This is a genomic window from Nocardiopsis sp. iso_237 (assembly GCF_056173345.1).
This window is the reverse complement of sequence record NZ_CM149669.1, coordinates 5,379,531-5,402,666: the sequence shown is the minus strand read 5'-3', so window position 1 is coordinate 5,402,666 and position 23,136 is coordinate 5,379,531. Positions and strand designations below refer to the sequence as shown.

Here is a 23,136-nt window from a genome sequence, read left to right as displayed (position 1 = left end):
TGGGGTCACGTCCGAGTTAGAGGCAGTCCAATGGCAGCTCGCACCGTGAAACTGGCCGTCATCCCCGGTGACGGGATCGGCTCCGAGGTGGTCGCCGAGGGTCTCAAGGTGCTGGAGGTCGCGGCCTCCCAGTACGACCTGGCCGTCGAGACCACCGAGTACGAGCTCGGCGCCAGGCTCTGGCACCGCACCGGCGAGACGCTGCCCGACTCGGTCGCCGCCGAACTGCGCGAGCACGAGGCGATCTTCCTGGGGGCCGTCGGTGACCCGTCCGTCCCCAGCGGCGTCCTGGAGCGGGGGCTGCTGCTGCGCCTGCGCTTCGACTTCGACCACTACGTCAACCTGCGCCCCGTGCGCCTCTACCCCGGGGTGGACAGCCCCCTGGCGGGCGTGGCCCCCGAGGACATCGACATGCTCGTCGTCCGTGAGGGCACCGAGGGCCCCTACGCGGGTGCCGGGGGCGTGCTCCGCAAGGGCACCCCGCACGAGATCGCCACCCAGGACAGCGTCAACACCCGCTTCGGTGTCGAGCGCCTGGTCCGCTACGCCTTCGAGAAGGCGGCGAACCGCCCCCGCCGCAAGCTGACCCTGGTGCACAAGGACAACGTCCTCACCTTCGCGGGCGAGCTGTGGCAGCGCACCGTGCGGGAGGTCGGCGCCGAGTACCCGCAGGTGACCGTGGACTACTGCCACGTGGACGCCGCCGCGATGTTCTTCGTCAACCAGCCCGGCCGCTTCGACGTGGTCGTCACCGACAACCTCTTCGGGGACATCATCACGGACATCGGCGCCGCCATCACCGGCGGTATCGGCCTCGCCGCGAGCGGCAACATCAACCCGGACCGCACCTTCCCCAGCATGTTCGAGCCGGTCCACGGCTCCGCGCCGGACATCGCCGGCCAGGGCAAGGCCGACCCGACCGCCACCGTGCTCTCCGCCGCCACCATGCTGGACCACCTGGGCCTGCCCGAGGCCGCGCGCCGGATCGAGGCCGCCGTCTCCGCCGACCTCAAGACCCGCGCCCAGGACGGTGTGGTCCGCACCACCTCCCGGATCGGCGACGACCTCGCCGCGCGAGTAGCCGAGCAGGGCTGACACCATCGGCGTCGGCCCTGCCACCCCTGAGGCGCGGCCGACGAACGAGCCAACCGTGATCGTCAGCGGGCGCGCCGGAGACCCTTCCGCGCGCCCGCTGTCCGTGTGACCCGACCTGGCACCGGGTGCGCTCTTCCGACACACTAGATCCCAGGTCGGCGGCGCTGCCGACCGGTTGCATCCGAGAGGACCACCGACGACATGAACAACAACACCACCACCACTGGGTTGACGTTCGACATCCAGCTCTCCGACCAGCGGAAGACCCCGCAGGAACGGGAGGCACTGCTGGAGAACCCCGGGTTCGGTCAGGTGTTCACCGACCACATGGTGAGCATCCGCTACACGGAGGGCAAGGGCTGGCACGACGCCAAGCTGGAGCCCTACGGTCCGCTGAGCCTGGACCCCGCCACGGCCGCCCTGCACTACGCGCAGGAGATCTTCGAGGGGCTCAAGGCCTACCGCCACCCGGACGGCTCGCTCGCCTCGTTCCGCCCCGAGGCCAACGCCGCCCGCTTCAACAGAAGCGCGGCGCGGATGGCGATGCCCGAGCTGCCCGAGGAGCTCTTCCTCAGGTCCATCGAGCTGCTGCTCGAGCACGACGGCGACTGGGTCCCGTCCAAGGAGTACTTCAGCCTCTACCTGCGCCCGTTCATGGTCGCCACGGACGTGGGCCTGGGCGTCAACAACCCGTCGCGCAGCTACGTCTACCTGCTCATCGCCTCCCCGGTGGGCTCCTACTTCTCCGGCGGCGTCAAGCCGGTGACGGTCTGGCTGTCCAAGGACTTCACCCGCGCCGCCCCCGGCGGTACGGGCGCCGCGAAGTTCGCGGGCAACTACGCCGCGAGCTTCCTGGCCCAGGCCCAGGCCGTGGAGAAGGGCTGCGACCAGGTCGTGTGGCTCGACGCCCGTGAGCACCGCTGGGTCGAGGAGATGGGCGGCATGAACCTGTGGTTCGTGTTCGGTGAGGGCGAGAACGCCCGCCTGCGCACCCCTCCGCTGACCGGCACGCTGCTGCCCGGCATCACCCGTGAGTCGCTGCTCAGCCTCGCCCCGGACCTGGGCATCCCCGCGGAGGAGGAGCCGCTGTCCATCGAGGAGTGGAAGGCGGCCGCCGAGTCCGGCGAGATGACCGAGGTCTTCGCCTGCGGCACCGCCGCCGTGGTCACCCCGGTCGGCCACGTCAAGAGCGACGACGGCGAGTTCACCATCGGTGACGGCCAGCCCGGCCCGGTCACCATGCGCCTGCGCGAGGAGCTCGTGGGCCTCCAGACCGGCCTGCGCGAGGACAGGCACGGTTGGATCACCCGCTTCTAGGAGCGGGGCCCGCCCAGTCCCGACAGGGGCCGCCACCGGACGCCGGGGCGGCCCCTGAGACGTTCCGAGGGTCCTTCGAGGCGTACGCCAGGTGCCCGGAGTGTCCGGAATGAGGATTGTTCGTCTCACACAGTGAGACATCTCGGCCCCGAGCTGCGACTCCGCCGGGGTCGTGTGGCACACTGACCACATGCTGTCCCAGGTACTCATTATTTTGGGGCGCGCTGGCTGACGACTTCCCGCGTAGACGCAGGGAAGAAACCGGACCCTGCCAGCGCGCTGACCTCTCGTGTCCACGAGGGGTCTTTTTTGTTGGCCGGGGCCGCCACACACAGCATCGACCGGGAGTTCCACCCATGAGGAACGACAGTTTCCACGTCTTCGACACCACGCTGCGCGACGGAGCCCAGCGCGAGGGGATCAACCTGCGGGTCTCCGACAAGCTGGCCATCGCGAAGCTGCTCGACGACTTCGGGGTCGCGTTCATCGAGGGCGGCTGGCCGGGCTCCAACCCCAAGGACACCGAGTTCTTCCAGCGGGCTTCACGAGAGCTGACGCTGGAACACGCGCGACTCACCGCGTTCGGCGCGACCCGCCGACCCGGTGTGAGGGCCGCCGACGACCCCCAGGTGGCCGCACTGCGCGACAGCGGCGCGTCGGTCGTCACCCTTGTCGCCAAGAGTGACGACCGGCACGTCGAACGGGCCCTGCGCACGACCCTCGACGAGAACCTCGCCATGGTCGCGGACACCGTGGCGCACCTGCGCGAGCACGGGCAGCGCGTGTTCGTGGACTGCGAGCACTTCTTCGACGGCTACCACCACGATCCGGAGTACGCCCTCTCGGTGGTCCGCGCCGCGTCCGAGGCCGGAGCCGACGTCGTCGTCCTGTGCGACACCAACGGCGGCATGCTCCCCGGCGACGTCACCCGCGTGGTCACGGAGGTGCTGGAGGCCACCGGCGCCCGTCTGGGCATCCACGCCCAGGACGACACCGGTTGCGCGGTGGCCAACACCCTGGCCGCCGTGGACGCGGGAGCCACGCACGTCCAGTGCACGGCCAACGGCTACGGCGAGCGGGTGGGCAACGCCAACCTCTTCTCGGTGGTCGGCGCGCTGGGCCTCAAGCGCGGCATGGAGGTCCTGCCCGAGGGCTGCCTGGCCGAGATGACCCGCGTGTCCACCGCCATCGCGGAGATCGTCAACCTGGCGCCGGACACCCACCAGCCGTACGTGGGGGTGTCGGCCTTCGCGCACAAGGCCGGGCTGCACGCCTCGGCCATCAAGGTCGACCCCGACCTGTACCAGCACACCGACCCCGAGCTGGTCGGCAACCGCATGCGCATGCTCGTCTCCGACATGGCCGGGCGCGCCTCCATCGAGCTCAAGGCGCGGGAGCTGGGCCTGGACCTGTCCGGCGACCGCGAGCTGTCCGGCCGGGTCGTGGAGCGGGTCAAGAGCCTCGAACTGTCCGGGTACAGCTTCGAGGCGGCCGACGCCTCCCTGGAGCTGCTGCTGCGCGAGGAGCTGGGTTCGCCGGTCCGCTACTTCGACACCGAGTCCTGGCGGGTGCTCACCGAGCGCCGCCCGGCCGTGGGGGCCAGCCCGCTGTCCAACGAGTACGAGAGCCTCAGCGAGGCCACCGTCAAGCTCCGGGTCAAGGGCGAGCGGGTCATCGCCACCGCCGAGGGCAACGGTCCGGTCAACGCCCTGGACCGGGCGCTGCGCAGTTCGATGGAGAACGTGTACACCGCGCTGGCCGGGCTGGAGCTGACTGACTACAAGGTCCGCATCCTGGAGGGGACCTCGGGCACCAACGCGATCACCCGCATCCTCGTCAGCTTCAGCGACGGCGCCGAGGAATGGACGACCGTGGGCGTGGGCCCCAACGTCGTCGACGCCTCGTGGGTGGCGCTGGAGCAGGCCATCACCTACGGGCTGCTGCGGCAGGGCTACCCCAGGGGCTGATCCCGCGCCGGTGTACGGCGACCCCCGCCCGGGTGTCCTCCCGGTGACGTGATCGCCACGGGCGGAACCCCCACGTCACACGACCGCCTGACCTCGAAGGTGGAGGTCAGGCGGTCGAGCCTTACCTGGGGGTAAGACAGACCTGTCCTTGAGGCCATAGCCAGTGTGTCTCCGGTCACTCGATACTGCGGACTTTGACGATGTCCGAAATGTACGAGTGGTGATAGATGCCGGTCATAACCAACGTGCGCGCTTTCGTTGGCGCGCAGTTCGCCCTCCAGCGAACCGCAGGCCACCTGCCCCGTGAAGACTTCGGGTCGTGTCCTCACCCACCATCCGACGGGGCGGGGGGAACGGTGTGACCCACGGTTCGGTGACGGAACGCCGCGCCGCGTCGCCGCCCTCCCCCACGTCCTCGAACAAACGCGCCCGCCCCGGCCGGGACGCGATCCTCGCCTGGGGCTTCCTCGGCCCCTCCGTGGCGGTCTTCGCGCTCTTCCTGGTCTATCCGCTGGGCCGGACCGTCTACCTGTCGATGCACGGCAACGACATCATCGGCCAGCCCAACCGCTTCGTCGGGCTGAGCCACTTCGCCGAGATGGCCTCGCCCGAGTTCGGGCGGATCCTCCTCACCACCCTGGTGTTCACCCTCGGCGTCGTCGTCCCCGGCGTCGTGGGCGCCCTCGCGGTCGTCCTCCTCCTGGAAGGGGTGCTGCGGGCCCAGCGGTTCCTCCGCGGCGCCTTCGCGCTGCCCTTCGCCTTCTCCGTGGCCAGCGCCTCGGTGATCTTCGCGGTCTTCTACAGCCCCGGGAACAGCGTCCTCAACGGCGTCCTCTACCGGATGGGCCTCGACCAGGTCCCGTGGCTGACCTCCCAGGAGATGGCCCTGTGGTCGGTGGCCCTCACCACGGTGTGGATGAACCTCGGATACGGCGTGCTCGTGCTCGCCGCCGGGGTCGGCTCCATCCCCAAGGAGGTCAACGAGGCCGCCCGCATCGACGGTGCCACCGGGCCGCGCCTGGCCTGGGACGTCACCATCCCGATGCTCGGCCCCCAGCTCTTCTTCCTGATCGTCATCTCCACGATCAACGCGCTCCAGAGCTTCGGCCAGATCCACATCCTCACGGCGGGCGGACCGGTCGGGTCCACGACCACCCTCGTCTACTCCATCTACCAGGACGCCTTCGCCTACGGAACCAGCGACTTCGGTCGGGCCAGCGCCCAGGCGCTCGTGCTCCTCGTCGTGGTCCTGGTGTGCACCGTCGTCCAGTTCGGTGTCATCGAGCGGAAGGTGCACTACTCATGAGCCGGACCTCCGCGACCGCCACCGCCGACCGGATCGCCCGGAACGAACCGGTCCGCGCCCGCCACCGGCACGGGGCCGGCCACGTCGTCGGCCGCGTCCTGCTGTACCTCATGCTGGCGGTGCTGCTCGTCCCGGTGCTGTTCCCCGTCTACTACGTGTTCGTGGGAACCCTCATGGAGCCGGGGGAGCTGTCCACGTTCCCGCCGCGCCTGCTCCCCACCGGTGTGAACCTCGAGAACATCCAGGGCGCGCTCGGCGCCGTCCCGCTCCTGCGCATGTACGCGAACTCGCTGGTCATGGCGGGGATCATCACGGTCTGCCAGCTGGTGACGTCGGCCCTGGCCGCGTACGCGTTCGTCTTCCTGCGGTTCCGGGGCAGCGCCGTCGTCTTCGCCCTGTTCCTGTCCACGCTGATGGTCCCCGCCGAGGCGACCTTCATCCCGAACTACCTCACCCTGACCGGGTGGGGACTGGGCAACACCTACGCCGGTCTGGTCCTGCCCTTCCTGGCCTACGCCTTCGGCACCTTCCTGCTGCGTCAGAGCTTCAGGCAGTTCCCCCGGGAGCTGTACGACGCGGCGCGCATCGACGGCATGGGACACCTCAGGTTCCTGTGGACCATCCTCATGCCGCTCAGCAAGCCGGCTCTGACCGCCGTCGGCATGTACGTGTTCATCACCAGCTGGAACATGTACTTCTGGCCGCTGATCATCACCCGCAGCACCGAGATGCAGACCCTCCAGATCGGTCTGAACAGCCTCAAGGCGGGCGAGGCGGCCAACCCGGGCCTCGTCCTGGCGGGCGCGGCACTGTCCGTCATCCCCACCCTCGCCCTCGTGATCTTCGGACAGCGCTTCATCGTCCGGGGCCTCACCGCGGGCGCGGTCAAGTAGGTCCCGAAACCCAGTGGAGACGAAGAACCCATGACACGTATCCCCCGACGTCGCGGCGTGCAGGCCGCGGCCCTGCTCACCAGCCTCGGCCTCGTCCTCAGCGCGTGTTCCGGCGGAGGAGGCGGCGGTGGCGGCAGCGACCTCACCGCCCCCGGGCCGGAGGTCCTGGACGACCTCGACGAGGCGGTCCAGGTCGAGTTCTGGCACAGCATGGACGCCACCAACGGCCAGGTGCTGGACGGGCTCATCGACGAGTTCAACGCCCAGAACGAGGGCCGGGTGCAGGTCACCGGCTCGTTCCAGGGCCAGTACGACGAGGCCCTGGCCAGCCACCGCGCGGCGATCCAGCAGGGCGACACCGCCGAGATGATCATGATCTTCGACCTCGGCACGCAGTTCATGATCGACTCCGCGCAGACCGTGCCCGCGCAGTCCTTCCTGGACGTGGACGACTACGACACCTCGCCGATCGAGGACGCGCTCCTCAACTACTTCACGGTCGGCGGGGAGCTGCGGTCGTTCCCCTTCAACAACTCGACCCCGCTGATGTACGTCAACCGGGACGCGTTCGAGGAGGCCGGACTCGACCCGGACGCGCCGCCCACCGACCTCGCCGGGATCCGCGAGGCCGCCGAGAAGCTCACCGTCAGGGACGATGACGGCACCGTGGTCCAGTACGGCTTCGGCGCCTCCGTGTACGGGTGGTTCATCGAGCAGTTCATGGCGCGTTCCGCCACCCCGTACTGCGACGCCTCCAACGGCCGTGACGGCCGCGCCTCCGAGGTGCTCTTCGACGACCCGAAGATCGTCGAGCTCGTCGAGTGGTGGGACCAGATGATCGAGGACGACCTGGCGGTCCAGATCGGTCGCAACACCGACGACGGCCAGGCCGCGTTCACCTCCGGCCGCGCCGCGATGACCCTGGAGTCCACCGGCTCCCTGGGCGGCTTCATCGAGCAGTCCGACTTCGAGGTCGGCGCCGGGTACTTCCCGCTGATCAGCGCGGACGACCCGGGCGGCTCGATCATCGGCGGCGCGTCCCTGTGGATCAACGGCGAGGGCCACACCCCCGAGGAGATCCGCGGCTCCTGGGAGTTCGTCCAGTTCCTGCTGACCCCGGAGGCGCAGTCGGTCTGGCACGCGGGAACCGGATACCTCGCGGTCAACACCGAGGGCTACGACGGGCCGGAGGCCTCCGAGCGCGCCGAGGAGTTCCCGCAGTTCTCCGTGGCCGCCTCCCAGCTGGCGGACTCGGAGATCAACGAGAACACGGCGGGCTGCATGATGGGCGTCATGTCCGAGGCCCGCGTCGCCGCCGAGGAGGGCTGGGAGACCGCCCTGACCAGTGACACCTCCGCCGAGCAGGCCATGGCCGACGCGGCGGCGGGCGTGTCCCGCACCATCGGGGAGTACAACGCCTCGGTCGAGGACTGACCCGGGCGGATGACCGGAGGGGCCGCGGTGGTGCCACCACCGCGGCCCCTCGCGCGTTCCCTCAGGCGAGGACGATGGAGTCGCCGTCGACCCTGATCCCGACCTCCTCCAGCGGGCTCCGCGCCGGACCCTCGGTCGGGGAGCCGTCCTCGACCGAGAAGCGGCTGCCGTGGCAGGGGCACACGATCTGCCCGTCGATGACCTGGTCGACCGGGCAGCCCTCGTGGGTGCAGGCGGTGGAGAAGGCGCGGAAGACACCCTCCTCGGGCTGGGTGACGACCACCTCGTGCTCGCTGAGGACCGCACCCTCGCCCACGGGGATCTCGTCGGTGGTGGCGATCGGGGCGTCCGTGTCCTGCTCGGCGTAGCCGTCACCGCCTCCGTCCTCGCCGCCTTCGGAGCCGCCGCAGGCGGTCACCACCCCGGCCAGCGCGCCGCCCCCGGCGACACCGAACGCGGAGCGTCTGGTCACCTCGGGTCCGACGGCCTCGGATCGGGCTGCGCGGCAGTCACACATACGGCCTCACTCTCTCGCCCGACGCGGCGCGGGCGGACCCCCGCACGGGGCGGCGGACCCCCGTCACGGGCGACGTACGGCCCCAGGGTCGGCGGGGCCAACCCCATCGAACACGGTGCGGTGTCCCCGTGTCCGGGAAACCCGGCAGCTCTTCGCGGGTCTAGGGGTACACCCAGCCGTTGGCCTCGCAGCCCTGGAGGCCCAGGGTCTGTTGCTGCATGACCGGGGCGAGCTCCCCCTCGCCCGGGCAGTCCACGTGCCCGTGGCCCAGGGTGTGGCCCACCTCGTGGTTGATCAGGTAGATCCGGTAGGTCTCCAGGTCGTCGCCGAAGTCCTCGACGCCCGACACCCAGCGGTTCTGGTTGATGATGGCGCGGTTGCCGTTGGCGCAGGACACGTACCCGTTGGTGTTCAGCGGCGCGCACAGGCGGTCCACCGTGTCCGGCGCGGCCAGCAGCACCCGGATGTCCGCGTCGTCGCCGTCCACCCGCTGGAGCGAGCGGTCCCCGTCGTTGCCCCAGCTGCGGTCGTCCCCGAGGATCTCCTCGACGGCGTCCGCGAAGTCCCCGGTCCGGCCGGGCAGGCCCTTCTCCACCTCCACGGCGAAGGTGGTGAGCGGGCCGTCTCCCATGACGTCGCCCTCGCCCTTCACCACCTTGAGGTCGCCGTCCGCGGTGTCGACCTCCTCCACCACCGAGCGCAGCAGGAGGGGGAGGTCGTCCTCGTCGGTCGGTGACGCGCTGGGGGAGGGGTCCGCCGCGCCGGATCCGGAGTCCTCGGAGCCGGGGTGTCGGCGGGTGCTGTCCTCGGGCACCCCGTCGCCCACGGGGCCGGTGGCGGAGGTCTCCTCGGGGGAGTCGAGCTCGGATCCGGGCTCGGGCACGCTGACCATCAGCACGGCGGACGCGCCCGAGACCAGGCACAGCCCGAGGGCCAGTCCCATGGGATACCGGCGGCGTCGGCGGTGCTTGGCTCGGGGAGCGGAAGCGGGCACGAGGCTCAACCTCTCGACGGTGGACGGTGGTACCGCCGGGACTCCGGCGGCGTGAGGTGCGGCCTCCCGCGCCGTCCGGCGGTCGTGGGACCGCTCCGACCAGCGCGGTCGGTGGAGACGCCCCACACGGCTGGCCGAATGTCGCGGCGGCCAGCCCGGACGGAGTCACCACGCACACTGGTGGTATCGCCGACCTCCGGAACGACGGTTCCCGGGGGCCTCGGACCACGATCCCAGCATGCCAGAGTTCGCCCCCGGGAAGGGCCAGGTCGCGTTCCGGGAAGGGTGGGTGTGTCACGCCTTCGGGCGTTTGCCTTCATCATATCGTGAACGACTCGTCACTCTGGGTGTCTGGTTCTGGATCGGCTCGGGCCCCGCACACCCGGACGTACCGGGCGCGGTCGCGCCGGGCGCCGCTACGCTTCAAGCGGCAAGAACGAGCAAGAGGGCTGCTGGGAGGCATCAGGTGCGTATCGCACGGTTCGCGGCCGGTGACGAGGTCGGGTTCGGCCTGGTCGAGACGGACACGGACAGCGGAGAGGAGTTCGTGGCCCGGCTGACGGGGCATCCGCTGCTGGGGGACATCAAGCTGACGGGCGAGCGGGCCAGGCTCTCCGACGTGCGCCTGCTGTCGCCGGTGCTGCCCACCAAGGTGGTGTGCATCGGCAAGAACTACGCCGACCACGTGGCGGAGATGAAGGAGGTCACGGGGGAGTCCACCGACGAACCGGTGGTCTTCCTGAAGCCGTCCACCGCCGTCACCGGCCCGTACGACCCCGTCTTCTACCCCTCGGTCTCGGAGTGGGTCAGCTACGAGGGCGAACTGGCCATCGTCATCTCGCGGCCCTGCCGCGAGGTGCCCCGCGAGCGCGCCAAGGACGTCATCTTCGGGTACACGGTGGCCAACGACGTCACCGCCCGTGACCTCCAGAAGACCGACAAGCAGTGGACGCGGGCCAAGGGCTTCGACTCCTTCTGTCCGATCGGGCCGTGGATCACCACCGGCCTGAGCATCGAGGAGGCCCAGGACCTCGCGGTCACCACGACCGTGGACGGCGAGGTCCGCCAGGATGGACGTACGTCACAGTTCATCCACGACATTCCGGGCATCATCTCCTACGTCACCTCCTTCATGACGCTGCTCCCGGGCGACGTGGTCCTGACCGGCACTCCCGCCGGGGTGGGCCCCGTCGAGGTCGGCCAGGAGGTCGCCGTCACCGTGGAGCGCCTGGGCACCATCACCAACAGGGTGGTCACCCGGGACTGATCCCGCACCGCCGGGCGGGGGCGCACCACGGCGCCCCCGCCCGGCGGCGCCCACCGACGCACCGAGCGGAAGGTCCGAACCCCTTGGCACCACGACTGGCACGACGGCCCGGCCTCGGCCGCCCCGCGATCCTCGCCGGGGTCCTCGCCCTGGTCCTGGCGCTGGTGGGGTCCGGCCTGTGGCTGGTCACCCGGCCGGGCCTGGGAGCTCCCGACCCCGCTGACGAGGCCGACCGGGGAGCCTGGTTGGAGGACCGCGCACGGGTACGCGTGATGCTCGCCGGGGACTCCATGACCCACGGGGCGGGCGGTGACCGGACCTGGCGCTTCCACCTGTGGAACCACCTCGACCCGCACGTGGGGAACCTGGACTTCGTCGGCCCGTACTCCGACCCCGCCACTCCGGAGCAGATCATCCCGCCGGAACTCTTCGGCGGTGACGGGGACGGGGGCCAGGACGGCCTCCTCGGCTCCCTGGAGGGCGGGGAGGCGGCGGAGGAGGGCCCCGAGGCCCCGGCCACCCCGGAGCCCACCGGATCCCCCGACCCGGACGGCGTCACCTATCGCGACCCGGACTTCGACCAGGACCACAACGCCCGCTGGGGGCGCACCCTGGCCGACGCCCTCACCACCATCGAGGCCGACGTCGCCGCCCACCGGCCGGACGTGCTGTGCGTGATGATCGGCATCAACGACCTGCTGCACCCCATCACGGCCGAGGACATGGAGCAGCGGCTGACCTCCTACGTCCAGGCGGCCCGCGAGGCCAACCCGGAGATCCGCGTCCTGTTCGCCGAGGCGCTCCCCATCACCCTCGCGGACAAGGACCAGGGCTTCGCCCTGCGCGTGTACGTGTACAACGAACTCGTCCGCTCCGTGGCCGCCGACCTGTCCACGGAGGAGTCGCCGGTGGTCAGCTTCGACCTGGCGGCGGCCGAGGCCTGGGACCCCTACGCGGACACCTACGACGGCACCCACCCCAACGACGACGGTGAGATGAAGATCGCCGCCGGGTTCGCCGACGCCCTCTCCCGCGAGTTCGGCCTGGGCCCAGTTCACGCCCGACCGCTGCCGATCCGGCCCTGACCGGGACCTCGGCGGCTCCGTCCCCGTCCCGTGGCCCTCTCCGGGACTTCCCACAGGTCATCCCGGGCCACCGATATCCTCGGAAGCGTGACTGAGACTCCGATTCGTACCCGCTTCGCCCCGTCCCCCACGGGCATGTTCCACGTCGGCGGTGCGCGCTCCGCCCTGTTCAACTGGGCCCTGGCCCAGCAGCAGCCCGAGGGCCGCATGGTCCTGCGCATCGAGGACACCGACGCCGCCCGCAACCGTCCCGAGTGGACCGACGGCATCATCCGCGCGATGTCCTGGATCGGCATCGACGAGAGCGACCCGCACTTCGAGGGCCCCTACTTCCAGTCGGCCTACGTCGAGAAACACCGCGAGACCGCGCAGGAGCTGTACCGCTCCGGCCGCGCCTACTACTGCGACTGCACCCGCGAGCAGGTGCAGGAGCGCCGCGACAACCCGAACCTGGGCTACGACGGCTTCTGCCGCGACCGCGGCCTGGAGCCGGGCCCCGGCAGGGCACTGCGCTTCCGCGTGCCCGAGGGCGGCCCCACGGTCGTGCGCGACCAGATCCGCGGCGACGTGGAGTTCGACCACGCCGCCATCGAGGACTTCGTGATCGCCCGTGCCGACGGCTCCCCGCTGTTCGTGCTGGCCAACGTGCTCGACGACGTCGAGATGCGGATCACGCACGTCATCCGCGGCGAGGAGCACCTGTCCAACACCCCCAAGCAGCAGCTGCTGTGGGAGGCCCTGGACCTGACCCCGCCGGTCTGGGCCCACCTGCCCGTCATCGTCAACGAGCAGCGCAAGAAGCTGTCCAAGCGCCGTGACAAGGTCGCCCTGGAGTCCTACCAGGAGGAGGGCTACCTGGCCGAGGCGATGGTCAACTACCTCATGCTGCTGGGCTGGGCGCCGGGTGACGACCGCGAGATCATGCCGTGGTCGGAGATGATGCCGCTCTTCCGCGTCCAGGACGTCAACAGCTCCAGCGCGTTCTTCGACGAGAAGAAGCTGCGCGCGTTCAACGGCGAGTACATCCGCGCGCTGGGCGTCGAGGAGTTCGTCGAGCGCTGCCAGCCCTGGCTCACCGGCGAGGGCACCCCCTGGGACGCCGCCGACTACGACCCCGCGGTCTTCGCCGCCGTCGCCCCGCTGGCCCAGAGCCGCGTGGCGGTGCTCAGCGAGATCGTCCCCAACGTGGACTTCCTGTTCCTGAAGGAGCCCGCCGAGGACGAGAAGAGCTGGAAGAAGGCCATGAAGCCGGGCGTCGGCAAGGAGATGGTGGAGGCCGCCCTGGCGCGCTACGCCGACCCCGGGCTGGAGTGGACGGCCGACGCCCTCAAGGACGCCACCGAGGAGACCGGGACGACGCTCGGCCTGAAGCTGGGCAAGGCCCAGGCCCCGGTGCGCGTGGCGGTCACGGGACGCACGGTGGGCCTGCCGCTGTTCGAGTCCCTGGAGCTGCTGGGCCGTGAGCGGGTCCAGGCGCGTCTGGAGACCGCCCTGGAGCGCCTGCGCGCAGAGGAGAAGGACACCGACGGGAGCTGACCCGCGGGGGTGGTCGGGGCCACAGACCGGCCACCCCGTTTCCGGTTCGCGAGCACTCCGAATGTCCGCTAGAGTTGAACACGTCGCCAAGGGGGACAGGGAAGCGAAAGCGACCAGGTCCTCCGAAAGCAATGGCCTATGGTGTAATCGGCAGCACGACTGATTCTGGTTCAGTTAGTCTAGGTTCGAGTCCTGGTAGGCCAGCGCAGATCATGGTTATCCGTGGTCGGCCCGGGTCCTGTGACCCAAGGTGCGCCCCCGTCGTCTAGTGGCCTAGGACGCCGCCCTCTCAAGGCGGTAACGGCGGTTCGAATCCGCTCGGGGGTACCAACGGCAGGAAGCTTCCACTCGGTGGAGGCCCTCCTGTTGGCCGGTGCTTGTCACCGGTGTCCGGTTCGCGTGGGTATCGTAGTACTACGGTTCACCCGGACCAGCGGTCCGCGCGACCGTGTAGGCCCCCGTCGTCTAGTGGCCTAGGACGCCGCCCTCTCAAGGCGGTAACGGCGGTTCGAATCCGCTCGGGGGTACCAACGGAGAAGGCTCCATCCACTGGATGGAGCCTTCCGTCGTTTCCGGGGCCCCGCGCCTACCCGGCGGGGGCCTCGATCTCCAGCGTGCGGATCACCGTTCCCGCCCTGAGGTCACGCGCGTGCACGGCCACCGCGCCGTCCGCCGCCACCTCGATCCGCAGCCCCTGCGCCGCCGAACCGTCGATCGCGCGCTCCCCGCCCCGGCCGTCCGGGCCGAACAGGGTCTGCACGAACCCCGTGTTGACCACGGCGAACCCGCGCGGGTCCCCGCCGGAGACCACCTTGCGCACCGCCCAGTCGTCGCGCTCCAGCGACCAGTGCGTGTGCCCGGACAGAAAGACCGCGTTGGCGTGCCCGCCGAGGATCTCCAGGAGCTCGGTCTCGTCCACGAAGTCCTGGTCATAGAAACGGGCCGCGTCGTCGCCGGTGGTGCCGGACACGCTCTCGGGGAGCACGTGGTGGCTGAACACGAACACCGGGCGGCCGGTGCCCGCGTGGTGGGAGAGCCGCTGGTCCAACCAGGAGAGCTGTTCCGCGCCGAGCGTCACGAACGGGCCGCTGGAACCCGCGATGGGCGCTGTGGTGCCGACGGTCAGCAGCGGGACGCCCCCCACCAGCCGTTCCGAGTACACGCCGGGCATCCCCGTGTACTCCAGGAAGCGGTCCACCTGGGTGTCGAAGGGCGCGTCGTTGTACTGCTCGTGGTTGCCGATGGTGCTGACCACCTGCTCCGGGTGCGGGTGCGCGTCCAGGACCTCCCGGTAGGCCTCGTACTCGGACACGTGGCCGTTGGCGACCAGGTCGCCGTTGACCACGAGGGCGTCGGCGGTCCCGAGGGAGTCCAGGTGGTCCAGGACGTGCGCGAGGTCGGCCAGGTCCCCCTGGACGTCCGAGATCACGTCCAGGGTGGTGGCGGCGCCCTCACGTGCCAGCGCGGTGCCAGCGGGCAGGAACGTGAGGCCGGTGGCGGCCGCGGCGGCGCCGGTGAGCGTGGTGAGGAAGCCTCGTCGGTCGGTTCCGGGGTGCGGAGAGCCGGTCATGGGTGTGCCCTTCTACGGCGGGGAGGCGGACGATCCGCACCGTAGGCCCCGGTGGTGGCCCGGGGACGTGGGCCGGGTGTACACGGGGTGACCACTCGTTCCTGGATGTGACGGGCGGGCCCGTCGCCGCTCAGCCCGTGTGGGCGGCCAGGAGCTCCCGTTCCTCCCCGGGGCCCCCGGCGGCGAGCAGCATGGCCGTCAGCTGGTCGAGGAGCCAGTCCGCGAGCTCGTCACGGGACATCTGCCGTTCCCGCAGCCAGGACATCACCGCGGTCTCCACCGCCGACACCCAGCAGCGCAGCGCCAACAGCAACAGGGGCGAGGGGTCGGTGACACCGACCCGTTCCAGGATCAGCGCGCGCACGCCGTCGCGGACGCGGTCGATCTGGGCCTCGGTCTCCTCCGTGGAGACCACCGATCCGCCGTTGAGCAGGGCGGCGTAGGAGGGGGCGTAGGAGTCCGCGAAGTCAACGAAGGTGCGCAGGGCCGCCCGCAGCTGTTCCGCCGGGGGGAGGTCGTCCGGCGGGGCCAGCCGCGACATGAGCTCGGACATCGCCTGTTCCAGCGCGGCCCGCCGCAGCTCGGCCATGTTGGGGAAGTAGCGGTAGACCAGGGCCCGGGAGACGTCGGCCTCCTCGGCGATCTCCTCCGGGGTGACGTCGCCGGGCGGGCGCCGCGCGAACACGCGCAGCGCCGTCCGGATCAGGTCCTCCCGGCGTTCGTGCGGCGCCATGCGGCGTGGCCGCCGCCCGGTCCCGGGTCCGTGGACCGGGGCCGCCGAACCCGTCACCCGCGCCTGGTGACGGTCGGTCCTGTGGGACACCACCGCTGCCGCTACCTCCCGAGCCCTTCGCCCCCGCCCGTCGTCGGGGTGCTCCTCGAAACTACCGCCCCCGGAACCCCCTCACAGGTCGAGCACCAGCCGCTCGCCCTCGTCGGCGCGGGAGACGCACAGGGCGAACTCCGCGCCGCGAGGGGACCCGCCGGTGGGCCGGTCCCGGTTGTCGGGCGTCCCGGACAGCAGCCCCACCCTGCAGGTGCCGCAGAAGCCCTGACGGCAGGAGTAGGCGGTCTCCGGGCGGGCCCGGAGCACCGCGTCCAGCGCGGACTCGTCCTCCGCCACGGCCACCACCGGTCCGGACCGGCCCAGGCGCACCTCGAAGCGGCGGCCGTCCACGACGGGCGGCGGCGAGAAGCGTTCGGAGAAGAACGGCGTGCCCGGGGGCACCCGTCTCCGCGAGGCGTCGATCAGCGGGGCCGGTCCGCACACGTACACGGCCGTGCCCGGGGTGATCCCGGTCAGGAGCGCGTCGGCGTCCGGGCCTCCGTACTCGTCGTCGGGGCGCACCGTCACGTCCGCGTTCGCGGACGGCTCGGGGAGCTCGTCCAGGAAGGGCATGCTCTCCCGGCTCCGGCCGGTGTAGACGAACCGGAACGGGCGGCCGGCGGCGTGCGCGGCCCGGACCATCGGCAGGATCGGGGTGATCCCGATGCCGCCCGCCACGAAGAGGTACCGCTCGGCCCGGGCGAAGGGGAAGGCGTTGCGCGGCCCGCGCAGTGCGAGCGCGTCCCCCTCGGTGAGCGCGTGCGCCAGGCCCGAACCCGTGCCGCCCTCGATCCGGCGCACCGCGATCCGGTAGGCGGAGCGGTCCTCCGGGTCTCCGCACAGGGAGTACTGGCGCACCACCCCGTCACCGAGGACCGCGTCCACGTGGTGGCCGGGCTGCCAGCGGGGCAGCGTCGTCCCGGGCCGGGCGGGGGCCAGGGTGAGGGCCGCGACGTCCGGGGCGGGGCGCTCCACCCGGGCGACCCGCACCGGCAGGTCTCCGGTGGGCGCGGGCGGGGGTCGGCCGGGGCGCCAGCGCGAGGTGACCGGTTCGATCCGAGCGGCCAGGCGCTCCAGGGCCAGCATGAACCGGTCCGGGCCCCCGCCCCGGCCGAACAGCGACACGGGGGAGTCCGGGTGCGCGTAGGACTCGGCGCTGTGCGCGATCCTCCGGTCGCCCCGGTCCGGGTCGTCGGCGTCCCGGAGGGATCCGTCCGTCACTGTGCCCCCTCCCCGCGTGCCGCCTCCTGCTCCGCGGCGTCGGCGGCCCGGGCGGCGGGGGAGACCGCCAGGTAGGCGACGGCCTGGCTGGTGGAGCCGTAGTGCGAGGGGTGGTACCTGCGGCGGAGGTACTCGGGGATGGCGCGGGCCAGACGGCCCAGGTGCGGGATCAGGCCGCGTCTTCCGTCCCGCACGGCCCAGGAGGCCCTCGGTCTGCGCCCCTCGATCCTGCCTCGGAGGTAGGGGTCGTTGGTGACCAGGAACCGGACCCCGCGCACCCACAGCGCGGCCAGGGCGAAGGCGGCCACCCCCATGGCGAGGGCGCGGCGCGGGTAGCCGCCGTCCAGGTGCGCGTACAGGTCGTAGGCGACCGCGCGGTGCTCCACCTCCTCCGCTCCGTGCCAGCGCAGCAGGTCCAGCATGGTGGGGTCGGTGCCGACCTCGTCCAGCTTCCGGGCGTCCAGCACCCACTGGCCCAGGACGGCCGTGTAGTGCTCGATCCCGGCGATCACCGCGAGCCGGGTCCGCAGCCACGCGAACTCGCGGTCGCCGGTCAGGTCGCGGTCTCCGAGCACCACCCGGAACATCCAGGCGATCTGTTCCACGTAGGGGCGCGGGTCCAGACCGTGCGCGTCCATGTGGTCGAGGACGCCCGCGTGGGCCTCGGCGTGCACGGCCTCCTGGCCGATGAAACCGAGCACCTGTTCGCGGAGCTCGTCGTCGGTGATGTGCGGGACGGCCTGTTTGAAGACCTCCACGAACCAGCGCTCCCCCTCCGGCAACAGCAGGTGGAGGACGTTGATGACGTGGGTGGCGAAGGGTTCGCCGGGGATCCAGTGCAGGTCCAGTTCGCTCCAGTCGAACCGGACGTCGCGGGCGTTCAGCACGAGCCGGTCGGGCTCGTCCACGCCGGTCGGGGCGGGTGTGGTGGGTGTGAGGGCGTCGTCACCGCTCATGGGCGGCCTCCGTGAGGGGTCGGTGCGGGCGGGGGTCGGCTCAGGACGGTGGGGCCACGCGGGCGTAGGCGCGGACGGCGGCCGGGGAGAGCCGGGACAGGGCCAGGCCGATGTGGGCCTCGGCGGTGACCGGGACGATCTCCGGGTCGGACTCGACGGCGTCCGCGATCCGCCGGGCCGCCCTCTCCGGGGTGTAGCCGCGCAGCCGGTACAGCCGGTTGAGCCGTTCCTTGGCCCGGGAGACCTCGCCCATGCCGGAGAGGCGGGCGTCGGAGATGATCCCGGTGTCGATCAGGCCCGGGCAGACCGCGGTGACGGACACCCCCCGGCCCGCGAGCTCACCGCGCAGGGAACGGCTCAGACCGAGGACCGCCGCCTTGGTGGCCGAGTAGGCGCCGTACAGGCGTGAGGGCAGGTAGGAGGCGGCCGAGGCCGTGTTGACGATCCGGCCGCCGCCCCCGGCCTCCACCATCATCGGCGCGAAGGCGCGGACGCCGTTGACCACGCCCCACAGGTTGACGTCGACGACCTGTTCGAGGTCCTCCCTGCTGGCCTCCAGGAAGGGTCCGGCCACACCGATCCCGGCGTTGTTCACGACCATGTCGGGTACCCCGTACTCGTCGCGCACCCACGCGGCGAGCCCGTCCATGGCGGTGGAGTCGGTGACGTCCACGCGCCGGGCGGCGGAGCCGGGTGTGACCAGGGAGCACAGCGCGGCGGTCCGTTCGGCGGCGGGCCCGTTGACGTCGACCGCGACGACGCGCGCGCCGCGCTCGGCCAGCTCGAAGGCGAGACAGCGCCCGATACCGCTGCCCGCCCCGGTGATCACGGCGACCTGGCCGGCGAACGCGCCGCCGTGGCGGCGGGCCTGCTGGGCGGTGAGGTTGCGGACCGGGCGCGGCGCCCCGGACCCGATCTCGGCCACGAACGCCCGGACGCGGCGGGCGACGGGGGCGGGCCGGGAACGGAGCGACCAGTGCCCGCCCTGGAAGCGGTGGAACCGGAAGTCGTCCGCCCAGCGTCCCGCGTTGGACTGGACCTGGTCGACCATGAACGCGTCGTGGGTGGGGGCCAGGGCCTGCACCGGCACGCTGGTGCGGCGTTCGGTGGGGCGGGTGAAGCGGCGGAGCATGTTGGCGCGGTAGAGGGCCAGCCCGTTGAGGTAGTCGCGGGTGGCGCGGTGGGCGGGCACGCGGGGGCCGCCGCCGACGCGTTCCAGACCGGCCAGGGCCAGTCCGCCGATCCCGCTCAGCCAGGCGGCCTCGGGCAGCCCGGGGGTGCCGAAGAACCCGATGTAGCTGGAGCGCACGGCCTGGCGCAGCACGTTGCGGACGCCGTCGGGGGCCTCGCGGAGCCAGTGGCCCGCGTGGTCGAGGTCGGGGCCGGAGATCGAGGTGAAGGACGCGAAGCGGTGGGCGTGCCGGGGCTCGGTGACGGCGTGCCAGGTCTGGATGGAGCCCCAGTCGTGGGCGACCAGGTGCACGGGGTGGTCGGGGCTGACGGAGTCGACCACGGAGCGCAGGTCGTCCGCGAGCTGGTCCAGGAGGTAGCCGGAGCGGTCGTCGGGGGCGGTGGAGCGCCCGGCTCCCCGGACGTCGTAGGTGACGACGTGGTGGTCGGCGGCCAGGTCGGCCACGAGGGCGTCCCAGACGGCGGCGTTGTCCGGGTAGCCGTGGACCAGCACGAGGGTGGGGAGGGCGGGGTCCCCGGCGGAGTAGACGGCCAGGCGCTGGCCGTCGGTGGTGGTGACGCGGTGGTGCGGTCGGGTGCTCATACGGTCACGGTCTCCTCGCTGGTCGCGGCGGGGTCGGGGGACGTCCGGGCCCAGCGGCGGACGTGCGGCAGGTCGTCGTCGAGCCAGTGGGCGCCGTCCTCGGTGACGACGAGGATCTCCTCGAACTTCACCCCGATGTCGCGGAAGCCGATGTGGGGTTCGACCGCCCACATGCCGGGGGTGGCGGGGTGCGCGGAGATGTCGCCGTCCGCCCACAGGGGGGAGCGGTGGTGCAGGCGTTCGACGACGAGGTCACCGACCAGGGTCTGGAGGGAGCGGACGCCGAACCCCGCGACGATCGCCCGGGGCAGCCGGGACTCGACCCTGCCCACCTGGTGGGCGATGACGCGACCGGGATAGACCCGGTGCCGGTTGTCGTAGCCCTGTTCGCGGATGAGGGCGTCCACGGCGCGGTAGACGTCCTGGAGGGTGTCGCCCGCGCCGACCCGCTCGACGATCAGGTCCCGGTGCGCGCGCAGGTCGTCCATGAGGAGGTCGTGCAGGGGGTTCTCACCGAGGTAGCCGGAGTAGCCGATGTCCGTGACGAAGCCGTTCCGGACGGGGGCGCAGTCGAGGATGAAGGGCATGCCCTCCTCCAGTCGGCGTCCGGTCGGGAAGAACTGGAGCGGCACGCGGAAGTTCCGGAAGGCGGTGCGGTCCCCGAACCAGGCGAAGGGGGTGTGGAACCAGTCCTGGACGCCGCGCGCCTCCAGGTTCTGGCGGATGCGCCGGGCGGCCTCGCGTTCGGTCACACCGGGTTCGAGGGCGGCAGCCACGTCGCTGGCGGCCTGGTAGGCGAGCTGTTGCAGCTCACGGAAGGCGTCGAGCTCGGCCCGGGAGGCTGTGTTCCCGGTCACGTTCTTGTGAGACATTCCGTCATGTTAGACAGAGTGTCAATAAGAGTCCAGGGGCGGGGCCGGACTTTCGCGCGGTCCGTCGCTGACCCGCGGCGGCCCTGCGCGGCCCCGGGCGGACGGGTCCGGGAACGACGGCGGCCGCGCCCGCCGGGGTTCGGCGGACGCGGCCACGGGCGCGTTCCTGTGTACGGGGGAGGGGATCGGGCGGGGTCCGGTCCGGGATGGTGCGGTGGTCGGGGCGCTGCCTAGTGCGAGCCCTCGTAGGTGTGCAGCGACTCGCTGATCTTCTCGGCGGCCGACACCACGGCCTGCGAGTGGATGCGGCCGGGGGAGCGGGTCAGGCGCTCTATGGGGCCGGAGACGGACACCGCCGCGATCACGCGCCCCCCGGGCCCGGACACCGGGGCGGAGACCGAGGCCACGCCCTGCTCGCGTTCCGCGACGCTCTGGGCCCAGCGGCGGCGCCGCACCTGGGCGAGGCTGGCGGCGGTGAAGCGGGCACCCACGAGCGAGCGGCGGATGCGGTCGGAGTCCTCCCAGGCGAGCAGGACCTGGGCGGCCGAACCGGCGTTCATGGGCAGCTCGCTGCCGACCGGGACGGTGTCGCGCAGGCCGCTGCTGCGTTCGGAGGCGGCCACGCACACGCGCAGGTCGCCCTGGCGGCGGTAGAGCTGGGCGCTCTCGCCGGTCAGGTCGCGCAGCTGGACCAGGACCGGCGCGGCCACGGCGAGCAGGCGGTCCTCGCCGGTGGCGATCGACAGCTCTCCCAGGCGCGGCCCGAGCACGAACCTGCCCTGGCTGTCCCTGGTGACCATGCGGTGCCGTTCCAGGGCGACGGCGAGACGGTGGGCGGTGGGGCGGGCCAGACCGGTGATCTGGACCAGCTGGGCCAGCGACGCGGGCCCCGACTCCAGGGCGTCGAGGACGGACATCGTCTTGTCCAGGACACCGACACCGCTGGATGAGCTAGAGTTGTCCATGGCTTGATATTGCCGTCTCGAAATATGGAATGCAAGTCGGCCGCACATCCGTGCGCGAGGCCAGCGGCCCTGGCGAAGCACCCCGTGACGAGGCGAGCACGAGACGCGACACACGAGAGGGGCGATCGCCCATGGCACGCACGATGGCCGAGAAGGTCTGGGAGGAGCACGTCGTCCGGCGTGCCGACGGCGAGCCGGACCTGCTCTACATCGACCTCCACCTCGTCCACGAGGTGACCAGCCCGCAGGCCTTCGAGGGCCTGCGCCTGGCGGGTCGCGGCGTGCGCCGCCCGGACCTGACCATCGCCACCGAGGACCACAACGTCCCGACGATGGACCTCCTGGCCCCCATCGCGGACCCGGTCTCCCGCAAGCAGGTCGAGACCCTGCGCAAGAACTGCTCCGACTTCGGAGTGCGCCTGCACCCCATGGGCGACATCGACCAGGGCGTCGTGCACGTGGTCGGCCCCCAGCTCGGCCTCACCCAGCCCGGCATGACCGTGGTCTGCGGCGACAGCCACACCAGCACCCACGGCGCGTTCGGGGCCCTGGCCTTCGGTATCGGCACCAGCCAGGTCGAGCACGTCCTGGCCACCCAGACCCTGCCGATGCAGCCGTTCAGGACCATGGCCGTCACCGTCAACGGCACGCTCCGGCCCGGGGTGTCCGCCAAGGACATCATCCTCGCCGTGATCGCGAAGATCGGCACCGGCGGCGGCCAGGGCTACGTCATCGAGTACCGGGGCGAGGCCATCGAGGCCCTGTCCATGGAGGCCCGTATGACGGTGTGCAACATGTCCATCGAGGCGGGCGCCCGCGCCGGGATGATCGCCCCGGACCAGACCACCTTCGACTACGTCCAGGGTCGCCCGCACGCGCCCCAGGGTGCGGACTTCGACGCCGCCGTCGAGCACTGGAAGAGCCTGCGCACCGACGAGGGCGCCGAGTTCGACGCCGAGGTGGTCCTGGACGCCGACGAGCTCAGCCCGTTCGTCACCTGGGGCACCAACCCGGGCCAGGGCGTTCCCCTGGACGCCGAGGTGCCCGACCCCGCGTCCTACGAGGACCCCTCCGCGCGCGCCTCCGCCGAGAAGGCCCTCAGGTACATGGACCTGAGCCCCGGGACGCCGATGCGCGAGGTGAGCGTGGACACGGTCTTCCTCGGCTCCTGCACCAACGGCCGGATCGAGGACCTGCGCGCCGCCGCGGAGATCGTGCGCGGCCGCAGGGTCGCGGACGGCGTCCGGATGCTCGTGGTGCCCGGTTCCATGCGGGTCAAGGAGCAGGCCAACGAGGAGGGCCTGGGACAGGTCTTCCTGGACGCGGGCGCCGAGTGGCGCGAGGCGGGCTGCTCGATGTGCCTCGGCATGAACCCGGACCAGCTCAAGCCGGGCGAGCGCAGCGCCTCCACCTCCAACCGCAACTTCGAGGGACGCCAGGGCCGGGGCGGTCGCACCCACCTCGTGTCGCCGCAGGTCGCCGCCGCCACCGCCGTGCGCGGCACCCTGTCCTCGCCCGCCGACCTGGACCCGCAGTAGTCC

At 71.6% G+C, this 23,136-nt stretch carries 19 protein-coding genes and 3 tRNA genes; 13 read left to right on the top strand and 9 right to left on the bottom strand.

Annotated features, from left to right (window positions below; all coding sequences use genetic code 11):
* Positions 1–30: 30 nt before the first annotated feature.
* From AC0VYM_RS24365 to AC0VYM_RS24340, 6 genes are all read left to right on the top strand, one after another.
* Entirely contained in the window at positions 31–1,095 is a 1,065-nt protein-coding gene (locus AC0VYM_RS24365; RefSeq protein ID WP_475455919.1) for a 3-isopropylmalate dehydrogenase, read from the top strand.
* A 201-nt stretch (positions 1,096–1,296) separates the two neighbouring features.
* Entirely contained in the window at positions 1,297–2,412 is a 1,116-nt protein-coding gene (locus tag AC0VYM_RS24360; protein WP_475455917.1) for a branched-chain amino acid aminotransferase, read from the top strand.
* Positions 2,413–2,768: 356 nt separating this feature from the next.
* Positions 2,769–4,379: a citramalate synthase gene (gene cimA, locus AC0VYM_RS24355; RefSeq protein ID WP_475455915.1), complete on the top strand. Its 1,611-nt coding sequence runs from the start codon at positions 2,769–2,771 to the stop codon at positions 4,377–4,379.
* A 358-nt stretch (positions 4,380–4,737) separates the two neighbouring features.
* A complete protein-coding gene (locus AC0VYM_RS24350) occupies positions 4,738–5,685 on the top strand; it encodes a carbohydrate ABC transporter permease (protein ID WP_475463204.1) in 948 nt (315 codons plus the stop codon).
* On the top strand, positions 5,682–6,578 hold the full coding sequence (locus tag AC0VYM_RS24345; RefSeq protein ID WP_475455913.1) for a carbohydrate ABC transporter permease: 897 nt from the start codon (positions 5,682–5,684) through the stop codon (positions 6,576–6,578). Before AC0VYM_RS24350 ends, AC0VYM_RS24345 begins: the two co-directional genes overlap by 4 nt.
* Positions 6,579–6,608: 30 nt before the next feature.
* Positions 6,609–8,012: an ABC transporter substrate-binding protein gene (locus tag AC0VYM_RS24340; RefSeq protein ID WP_475455911.1), complete on the top strand. Its 1,404-nt coding sequence runs from the start codon at positions 6,609–6,611 to the stop codon at positions 8,010–8,012.
* Between the two features lie 61 nt (positions 8,013–8,073).
* On the opposite strand, the gene AC0VYM_RS24335 is transcribed toward AC0VYM_RS24340, so the two are convergent.
* Complete coding sequence (locus AC0VYM_RS24335) at positions 8,074–8,484, bottom strand: Rieske (2Fe-2S) protein (protein WP_475455909.1); 411 nt, start codon at positions 8,482–8,484, stop codon at positions 8,074–8,076.
* Positions 8,485–8,689: 205 nt separating this feature from the next.
* Complete coding sequence (locus AC0VYM_RS24330; protein WP_475463203.1) at positions 8,690–9,472, bottom strand: DUF3152 domain-containing protein; 783 nt, start codon at positions 9,470–9,472, stop codon at positions 8,690–8,692.
* A gap of 517 nt (positions 9,473–9,989) precedes the next feature.
* Here AC0VYM_RS24330 and AC0VYM_RS24325 point away from each other — a divergent pair.
* From AC0VYM_RS24325 to AC0VYM_RS24300, 6 genes are all read left to right on the top strand, one after another.
* Positions 9,990–10,790: a fumarylacetoacetate hydrolase family protein gene (locus AC0VYM_RS24325; protein ID WP_475455907.1), complete on the top strand. Its 801-nt coding sequence runs from the start codon at positions 9,990–9,992 to the stop codon at positions 10,788–10,790.
* Between the two features lie 83 nt (positions 10,791–10,873).
* Positions 10,874–11,875, top strand: coding sequence for a GDSL-type esterase/lipase family protein (locus tag AC0VYM_RS24320; RefSeq protein WP_475455905.1), 1,002 nt, complete (start codon positions 10,874–10,876; stop codon positions 11,873–11,875).
* A gap of 87 nt (positions 11,876–11,962) precedes the next feature.
* Entirely contained in the window at positions 11,963–13,411 is a 1,449-nt protein-coding gene (gene gltX, locus AC0VYM_RS24315) for a glutamate--tRNA ligase (RefSeq protein ID WP_475455903.1), read from the top strand.
* 132 nt (positions 13,412–13,543) lie between these two features.
* Positions 13,544–13,615, top strand: a tRNA-Gln gene (locus tag AC0VYM_RS24310).
* A 50-nt stretch (positions 13,616–13,665) separates the two neighbouring features.
* A tRNA-Glu gene (locus AC0VYM_RS24305) sits at positions 13,666–13,741 on the top strand.
* Positions 13,742–13,865: 124 nt separating this feature from the next.
* Positions 13,866–13,941 (top strand) — tRNA-Glu (locus AC0VYM_RS24300).
* Positions 13,942–13,997: 56 nt separating this feature from the next.
* Here the strand turns inward: AC0VYM_RS24300 and AC0VYM_RS24295 are convergent.
* The 7 genes from AC0VYM_RS24295 to AC0VYM_RS24265 form a co-directional block, all read right to left on the bottom strand.
* A complete protein-coding gene (locus AC0VYM_RS24295) occupies positions 13,998–14,981 on the bottom strand; it encodes a DUF4073 domain-containing protein (RefSeq protein WP_475455901.1) in 984 nt (327 codons plus the stop codon).
* Positions 14,982–15,111: 130 nt separating this feature from the next.
* Positions 15,112–15,714: a TetR/AcrR family transcriptional regulator gene (locus tag AC0VYM_RS24290; protein WP_475455899.1), complete on the bottom strand. Its 603-nt coding sequence runs from the start codon at positions 15,712–15,714 to the stop codon at positions 15,112–15,114.
* 171 nt (positions 15,715–15,885) lie between these two features.
* The gene (locus AC0VYM_RS24285) at positions 15,886–16,893 is read right to left on the bottom strand and encodes a PDR/VanB family oxidoreductase (RefSeq protein WP_475463201.1); all 1,008 of its coding nucleotides are present in this window, start codon (positions 16,891–16,893) and stop codon (positions 15,886–15,888) included.
* A gap of 131 nt (positions 16,894–17,024) precedes the next feature.
* Positions 17,025–17,984, bottom strand: coding sequence for a metal-dependent hydrolase (locus AC0VYM_RS24280; protein ID WP_475455897.1), 960 nt, complete (start codon positions 17,982–17,984; stop codon positions 17,025–17,027).
* Between the two features lie 40 nt (positions 17,985–18,024).
* Positions 18,025–19,758: an SDR family oxidoreductase gene (locus AC0VYM_RS24275; protein WP_475455895.1), complete on the bottom strand. Its 1,734-nt coding sequence runs from the start codon at positions 19,756–19,758 to the stop codon at positions 18,025–18,027.
* Positions 19,755–20,630 carry a M24 family metallopeptidase gene (locus AC0VYM_RS24270; RefSeq protein ID WP_475455893.1) on the bottom strand — a complete coding sequence of 292 codons (876 nt, stop codon included), beginning with the start codon at positions 20,628–20,630 and terminating at the stop codon, positions 19,755–19,757. Before AC0VYM_RS24270 ends, AC0VYM_RS24275 begins: the two co-directional genes overlap by 4 nt.
* Before the next feature lie 230 nt (positions 20,631–20,860).
* Positions 20,861–21,547 (bottom strand): IclR family transcriptional regulator, encoded by a 687-nt coding sequence (locus AC0VYM_RS24265; RefSeq protein ID WP_017545921.1) that lies wholly within the window; start codon positions 21,545–21,547, stop codon positions 20,861–20,863.
* Positions 21,548–21,726: 179 nt separating this feature from the next.
* On the opposite strand from AC0VYM_RS24265, the gene leuC reads away from it, so the two are divergent.
* Positions 21,727–23,133 carry a 3-isopropylmalate dehydratase large subunit gene (gene leuC, locus AC0VYM_RS24260; protein WP_475455891.1) on the top strand — a complete coding sequence of 469 codons (1,407 nt, stop codon included), beginning with the start codon at positions 21,727–21,729 and terminating at the stop codon, positions 23,131–23,133.
* Positions 23,134–23,136: the final 3 nt, after the last annotated feature.